General features: G+C 47.3%; 8 protein-coding genes. 2 read left to right on the forward strand and 6 right to left on the reverse strand.

Features of this window, described 5'->3' with window-relative positions; all coding sequences use genetic code 11:
• Positions 1–5: 5 nt before the first annotated feature.
• Entirely contained in the window at positions 6–818 is an 813-nt protein-coding gene (locus tag NV381_RS23865) for an alpha/beta fold hydrolase (protein ID WP_258215796.1), read from the reverse strand.
• On the opposite strand from NV381_RS23865, the gene NV381_RS23870 reads away from it, so the two are divergent.
• Both NV381_RS23870 and NV381_RS23875 read left to right on the forward strand, forming a co-directional pair.
• A complete protein-coding gene (locus NV381_RS23870) occupies positions 775–1,164 on the forward strand; it encodes a winged helix-turn-helix transcriptional regulator (RefSeq protein ID WP_258215797.1) in 390 nt (129 codons plus the stop codon). The two genes, NV381_RS23865 and NV381_RS23870, sit on opposite strands and share 44 nt — an antisense overlap.
• 58 nt (positions 1,165–1,222) lie before the next feature.
• Positions 1,223–1,345: an SDR family oxidoreductase gene (locus NV381_RS23875; protein WP_419182295.1), complete on the forward strand. Its 123-nt coding sequence runs from the start codon at positions 1,223–1,225 to the stop codon at positions 1,343–1,345.
• 107 nt (positions 1,346–1,452) lie between these two features.
• Here the strand turns inward: NV381_RS23875 and NV381_RS23880 are convergent, their stop codons facing one another.
• From NV381_RS23880 to NV381_RS23900, 5 genes are all read right to left on the reverse strand, one after another.
• On the reverse strand, positions 1,453–1,881 hold the full coding sequence (locus NV381_RS23880; protein WP_308862195.1) for a DUF2752 domain-containing protein: 429 nt from the start codon (positions 1,879–1,881) through the stop codon (positions 1,453–1,455).
• Positions 1,844–2,182 (reverse strand): DUF4234 domain-containing protein, encoded by a 339-nt coding sequence (locus NV381_RS23885; protein ID WP_258215798.1) that lies wholly within the window; start codon positions 2,180–2,182, stop codon positions 1,844–1,846. Before NV381_RS23885 ends, NV381_RS23880 begins: the two co-directional genes overlap by 38 nt.
• 1,365 nt (positions 2,183–3,547) lie before the next feature.
• On the reverse strand, positions 3,548–5,137 hold the full coding sequence (locus NV381_RS23890) for an MFS transporter (RefSeq protein WP_419182292.1): 1,590 nt from the start codon (positions 5,135–5,137) through the stop codon (positions 3,548–3,550).
• Positions 5,134–5,574: an SRPBCC family protein gene (locus NV381_RS23895; RefSeq protein ID WP_258215800.1), complete on the reverse strand. Its 441-nt coding sequence runs from the start codon at positions 5,572–5,574 to the stop codon at positions 5,134–5,136. The genes NV381_RS23890 and NV381_RS23895 overlap by 4 nt, the downstream gene beginning before the upstream one ends.
• Positions 5,575–5,591: 17 nt before the next feature.
• A complete protein-coding gene (locus NV381_RS23900; RefSeq protein ID WP_258215801.1) occupies positions 5,592–5,735 on the reverse strand; it encodes a hypothetical protein in 144 nt (47 codons plus the stop codon).
• Positions 5,736–6,171 lie beyond the last annotated feature (436 nt).

Below are 6,171 nucleotides of genomic sequence, written 5' to 3' on the forward strand. Positions count from 1 at the left end.
ATTATCTAATGCTTCCTTTTTTGGCGGATTTTCGGGACTGGATTGTGCATAGTTACCATTAGCAGTCTTTCCATCTCTGAAGGCGGAAAGCCGGCGCTATCTTTCGTGCCCCACAGAATGTGCGCGGGTAAATCAGACAGCACGGGCAGTTTCGATTCAATTTCCGCAAGCCACTTTCGTGCTTTCCGAATCTGCCTTGGGAAAATCCAAGTCGGTTTCCTTGATATTGGAGTTGGGAAAGGGTCTGTATAGGCTTTTCTCAACTTTTCCGTGACTTTCTCAGTTTGGAAAATTCCGTGGGGGACAATGTTTTTGGCGAAGAAGTTCCGTCGTGTCTGAAGCCAGTATCCAAGGGGCCATCCCCCCATGGCCATAGAAAAAATCTTCATTGCTGGAAGAGTCGCTGGCCAGGCCCAGGTATTCATCACGACGATGCCGCGCAGATTTTCCCGGTGCCGAACCGCGTAATTTAATCCGATTGGTCCTCCCCAATCCTGGACGACTAGAACAAAATTTTTGAGATCCATGCGACGGATAAATTCCATGACTGCATCTGAATGTTCTTGTGGCGTAAATCCATACTGCGATGGCGCCTTTGACATGCCCATTCCAGGATAATCCAATGCGATAAGACGATATTCGTTTTGAAGTTCCTTAATGACATTTCGATACAGATATGACCATGTGGGATTCCCATGAAGGAGCAGAACCGTCGGTCCTTGTCCTTCGTCAATGTAATGAATGTGTCCGTCACGATAGGGCAGCCAGTGGTCCTTGAATGGATATTCCATCGAATCTACTTCAAATTGTCTTTTCATTTCTGTCTCCCCCTCCTTTCTTTGCTTCAATTATTTTCCTTCCTTATTCACAATAGTAGCGCATGAATTGTTTAACGGCACCAAGCGTTTCGGGGAATTGCGGCGTTCGCTGCAGCCGATCAGCCCGAAAACTTTGACCGATCGGCTGCGCATGTTGGAGGAACAAGAAATCGTGACACGTACTCTGTACCCTGGGGTGCCTTTGCATGTCGAATACGAGCTTACCGAACGCGGGCAGCGTCTGCAGCCTATTTTTGCTGCCATGTGGATGTGGGTTCAGGAGAATGGCGAATGTCCCCGGAAAGAGATGGACGATAGGGGTCAAGACTCTGAGGCAGTGATGTGATTGTATTGATATGAGCTGTTAAGTATGCTGGAGGCTGCGGAAAGCTTAAAGTGGCACCATAGAAGAAGTAGGAGAGCTGATCGCGTTTTTGTGCAGTGAACGAGCAAGCTTTATTACTGGAGCTGAATATAAAATTGACGGTGGTGTGCTTTCCGCTTTAGGTGTGAAGTTACCTGAATAATGGAAGGATTAAAACGCTTGGATGGATATTAACATGGATATTAACCTATTGAATAAACAAAACAATGACCGAATATGCCATAGCGGCAAATTCGGTCATTACGTTTTTTAACGAATTGCTGTTGGAGCCAGCCAAACGAAAGCCGGAATATTCCTCAATAGTCCTGATGCAAGGGTCACTATCAACATTACAGACATAATCACATTACTAATCCGCGGCATTTGTTTCTTATTTGCTATTGTGTAAGTTATATACATAGGAAGAATTAAAAACAACAAAGGGTTATATCTAAAAGCCTGATAAAAATCCAATTTCAGCAAAGAAAGAACAGCCCTCGTCATTCCACATCCCGGACAATAAAACCCAGTCAACTCGTGAAATACACAAGGAATCTCGATTCCTGTCACCGGTATCCATATTTTTAGGTACAACAACCCTCCAATACCAAGGGAGGAACCCCAGACAAGTTTAGGGTTCCTCTTTGGATTAAGCCCAAACTTATGCCAGTTTATTGACATCAGATTGAACCAAAGCATACGTTACGATTCCCAAGCCGAAGAATGTAAGTACAAGGTAAAGAACCGAATTATCAGATACCATTTGGCCGCGTTGTCGCTGTGCTTCACCGACTTGCTTACCAACCTGATAGGACCAGACATAGCCCCAAATACCGCAAGTGACCAATGTCAGCAGAAAATGCTTAACCCCCGTAAACGTGGAGTCACCACTCAGTTTACCGACATCATTGGTCATAACAATAAACCAGTAAATACCGTAGATACCGAGTGTAATTAATGATAGAACAATTGCCAACCCAACACTTCTCTGATAAACCATTACACACCATCCAGGTCATATTTATTTCAGGCAATAATTCTTGCCGCGAAATCGAATTCACTTTTAACGCGTCATATGCTCAGTGAACCTACTCAATCAGGTAAATTTCGGCAGGAAATGACAAAAAACAACTATTTGATTATATGAAATTATACATATAAATACAAGATAAAATGGTAATTTGCTAGATTGGGTGACAAGCATAGGGAAGAACGATTCGTTGAAGAAATTCGATCGCTGAGGAAAGAAGACCATCGGAAGCTGGACGAGGACTCACGTCCGTTTTGATGAAGGGTGAGCTCTACACTACTTGTAATAACACGGCATGACGCTGATGTATGACTGTCATTATCTTTGTAATGACAACAGGTGAACCCGGATTATTGTAGAATGATAGGCTAAGATAAAACGTTGATTTACAAAATAAGGGAGGCAGCCCAAGACAAAAACTTAAGAACGGTAATGACAGCGAGCACGGCTTTATTCGAATTTATTCGATTCGAAGCCATTGCCTTCTCCCAGAAACCTGCATTTATACAGCCTTTGGGCCGATATATCCGAAGTTTTTTGAATTCATGCAAATGTGCATTTATTTTTTCATTCTTAGCTGAACTGGAGCGTTTTCCATGAAAATGGATGTACTTTTGCAGGTTTGTTCTCTCTACAGCCATTCCTGTAGGAAAATAACTGCATGTTTGCAGGATTTTGTGAGAAATGGTGGTGATCGGAGGAGGGTCAAGCACTAATTTTGAGTTTGAGCCATATTTCATTAACTTTAGAGGTGATTCCGTGTGGTTGTATTAATAGACAAAGTTACGCAAGGTGGGCTGGCCGCTCTCGGCAATTTATTTGAACTTGCAGCGTATGATTTATCTGAATTTAAAGGGACAAGTGTTAATGAGAATGGAGTATATTTAAAAACCAATAAGTGTAAGGACTGTTTTGAGGATCCGATATACAGCCTTTTCTTTATACGAGTAGATGGTGAGGCTACAAGTATTCACTTATGGAGGGTTATACCAGCGTAACTGCCACCAGGTGCAAACGTATGGATATAATTATAAAAACCTCCCCACCGGAGAGGTTTTTATAAAGTGGCAGTACCGGCGTTGGTATGTTTACAGTCTAATCATTTAATGAATGGATTGGTTATGGACAAGGACAATACCCGTTGTTCATTTGATCACAAAAACCAAATCGCGTCGCATCGATTTGGATAAAGTTGAAGAAGGGGCTAATAAGCCCGGTCCTGCCGCATATGTGACCGGCTTAACCCCTTCCGGCGATTCGAATCCCTCCCCCAACCAAATAAATGTCCTTGAACTGGTTGGTTTCTTACTTCAGCATTACTAAGCAGTGCAGCTATCACGATTCATTAGCAGCGCTGGGTATTGCTTCTGGAATACTGTCGGCTTGGTTAGGTGTAGTCTCTCCGATTGGTCGTATGTGCCGAAGCCACATAACGACAAGGACGATGATAGCGAGCATGATAGCGCCGCTGGCTGCCGCAACGGCGTGCATCCCGCCGGTGAAGGCTTCACGTGCGCCGGTGAGCAGTGCCTTGCCGACTTGTTCGGAGAGGCCTTTCGCTATAGCCGTGGCACCGGCTAAGCTGTCGCGGGAAGCTTGTACTGCGGATGCCGGCAAGTCGGCGGGAATAGAGTTCGCCACCTGGTTGCGGTAAACGACCGTACCGATGCTGCCGAAGACTGCGATGCCCAGCGCGAAGGCGAATTCGCCGCTGGTTTGCAGCATGGAGGCCGCCGATCCTGCCTTCTCCGGCGGGGCTGAGCCGATGACAAGGTCGCTGGACAGGCTCGGGAGCGGTGCTGCACCTATATTGAAGCAGATGTACCCGAGCACCAGAAATGTGAGACCTGACTCAACCCCCACCTGGGTCAGCAGAAAACAGCCCGCGGTCGATACCAATAGACCCGTTCCGATTAGAAGGGCCGGTCGAATCCGGCGTGCGATAAGCGGCGAGAGAAGCATACCGGCCATCGAGGCAATTACCCCGGGGAGCATATACAAACCTGCCTGAAGCGGCGACAGTCCTTGCACGAATTGAAGGTACTGCGCGATGAAGAGCATGGTCGCACCTGTCAGTGTAATACCGAACATGCCCCCCAGTGCAGCGCTGAATCCGGGACTCGCGAACAGGCGCAGGTCCAGCAGGGGACTTGTCAGCCTGCGCTGCCGCGATACGAACACCGTGCCTAGGACGATCCCCGCAAGTATTAACAGCGCAGGCATCATCTGCAGTCCGTACTTGGCGATTTCCTTGAGGCCGTATATGACCGGCAGGAGGGAGCCCAGCGACAACGCGACACTGGCCAAATCAAGCAGGCCGGATTCGGGATGCCGGTATTCGGGCAGCAACAGGGGTCCGGTTATAAGTAAAAGCAACATAACCGGCACGCCCAGAAGGAACACCGAACCCCACCAGAAGTGACCCAACATGATACCTCCAACCACCGGCCCAAGGGCCATGCCGCCCATGGAGCACGTTAACCATATGCCGATGGCGAGGGAGCGCTGCTTATGGGAACGGAACATGTTGCTTATTAAGGCTAGAGTAGAAGGCGATACAGTCGCCCCGGCTATGCCGAGTAGTGCGCGGGCCACAATGAGCATTTCAGCGCTTCGGGAGAATGCTGCCATTATCGAGGCTATTACGAATACGGACCCGCCGATCAACAGCAGCTTGCGGCGGCCGATCCGATCTCCCAGCGTCCCCATGGTAATCAAGAACCCGGCGAGCATGAAGCCGTAGATGTCGATGATCCACAACTGCTGGGCGCTGTCGGCCCCGAGGTCGGCGCCAATGTGCGGCAGTGCGAGAATCATTACGGAGAGATCGATTGAGACAAGAAGGGCGGGCAGGGCAAGAACCGCGAGCCCTACCCATTCACGCATGCCGGCTTGCATCTCAGTCCCGTTCATAGCGTTCGTCATTCGTTCTTCAAAAAATCGCCCAGCTTGTCCAACATATATTTCGTCCCGTGCTCGCGCTGTTCCGGCGCATCATGACCATCAAGGAAGGCGCCTTGTTCAGTGTAAATAAGCTGTGTACCGCTGTCCGCCGGCCTGATTTCCACAGTCGTCACGGAGACTGATATCCGTGTTTCTCCCAGGTCCATGATGTAGGTATAAACTATGCGATTGTTCTGCACGATCTCTTGGTAACAGGCGCCGAAAGTGTAGACCGATCCTCCCGGCGGGCCTCCGCGGCTAATCTCCCGTCCGCCAATTTGGAAGTCGAACTCGTCGGCTTTAGGGTACCATTGGGCTTTGGTCGACGCATCTGACCAAGCGGTAAATACTCGTTCGGGTGATGCGTTATAATTACGCTCGATAACAAAGGTAGAGTGTTTTACGGATCGTTCGTTCATAGTTTATCTAGTCCTCCTTAGGTCGGCTCATCTGGATGCTCTTTAAGATAATCACCAAGCCGGTCGAGGTGTAAATCCCGGATCGCTTTCCGTTCGGCGAAATATTTCTCATGATTCATCCTTATGGCGTTCAATATTTTGGTATAATTTAGAATTGTCAAAGGTTCTTAAGTTCTCCAACTTTCCACTCCAGTTTCGTGATCATCCCCTTTTTTGCGCGCGAGGTTTTTACCGGTATTCAAATCATAATTCATTACGTTACGTAAGTTTCAAGTGCAAAATGGAATTTTTTGAATATTTGCATGAAAAAGAGATATAGTCCTTTAGGGAGTTGGGGCGAATCGACTATCGGCACCTTAGCGGCTAGCCTCCAGCTATTATCAGGCTTAGTAACGCTATACGTTAAGTATTTTCTGATATTATGAATCTTACTGTAGCAATAACCAGGGTGTAGGCTTTGTTGTCCGTTACTATATAAAACGCACTTACAATCCTCACTTTGCCATCAAATGGGTAAATAAATAGTAAAACCAACCCAAAGGTGGCATTAAAAATGAATACACAAGAAATCGGAAAACTTAATCAATTGATGAAGGA

Source organism: Paenibacillus radicis (ex Xue et al. 2023), assembly GCF_024722015.1.
Taxonomy (GTDB): domain Bacteria; phylum Bacillota; class Bacilli; order Paenibacillales; family NBRC-103111; genus Paenibacillus_S.

What these genes read in the sequence shown, in the direction of transcription:
- NV381_RS23865 (WP_258215796.1), bottom strand. Translation starts at nt 818, where the DNA reads ATGAAAAGACAATTTGAAGTAGATTCGATGGAATATCCATTCAAGGAC.
- NV381_RS23880 (WP_308862195.1), bottom strand. Translation starts at nt 1,881, where the DNA reads ATGCTTTGGTTCAATCTGATGTCAATAAACTGGCATAAGTTTGGGCTT.
- NV381_RS23885 (WP_258215798.1), bottom strand. Translation starts at nt 2,182, where the DNA reads ATGGTTTATCAGAGAAGTGTTGGGTTGGCAATTGTTCTATCATTAATT.
- NV381_RS23895 (WP_258215800.1), bottom strand. Translation starts at nt 5,574, where the DNA reads ATGAACGAACGATCCGTAAAACACTCTACCTTTGTTATCGAGCGTAAT.
- NV381_RS23890 (WP_419182292.1), bottom strand. Translation starts at nt 5,137, where the DNA reads ATGACGAACGCTATGAACGGGACTGAGATGCAAGCCGGCATGCGTGAA.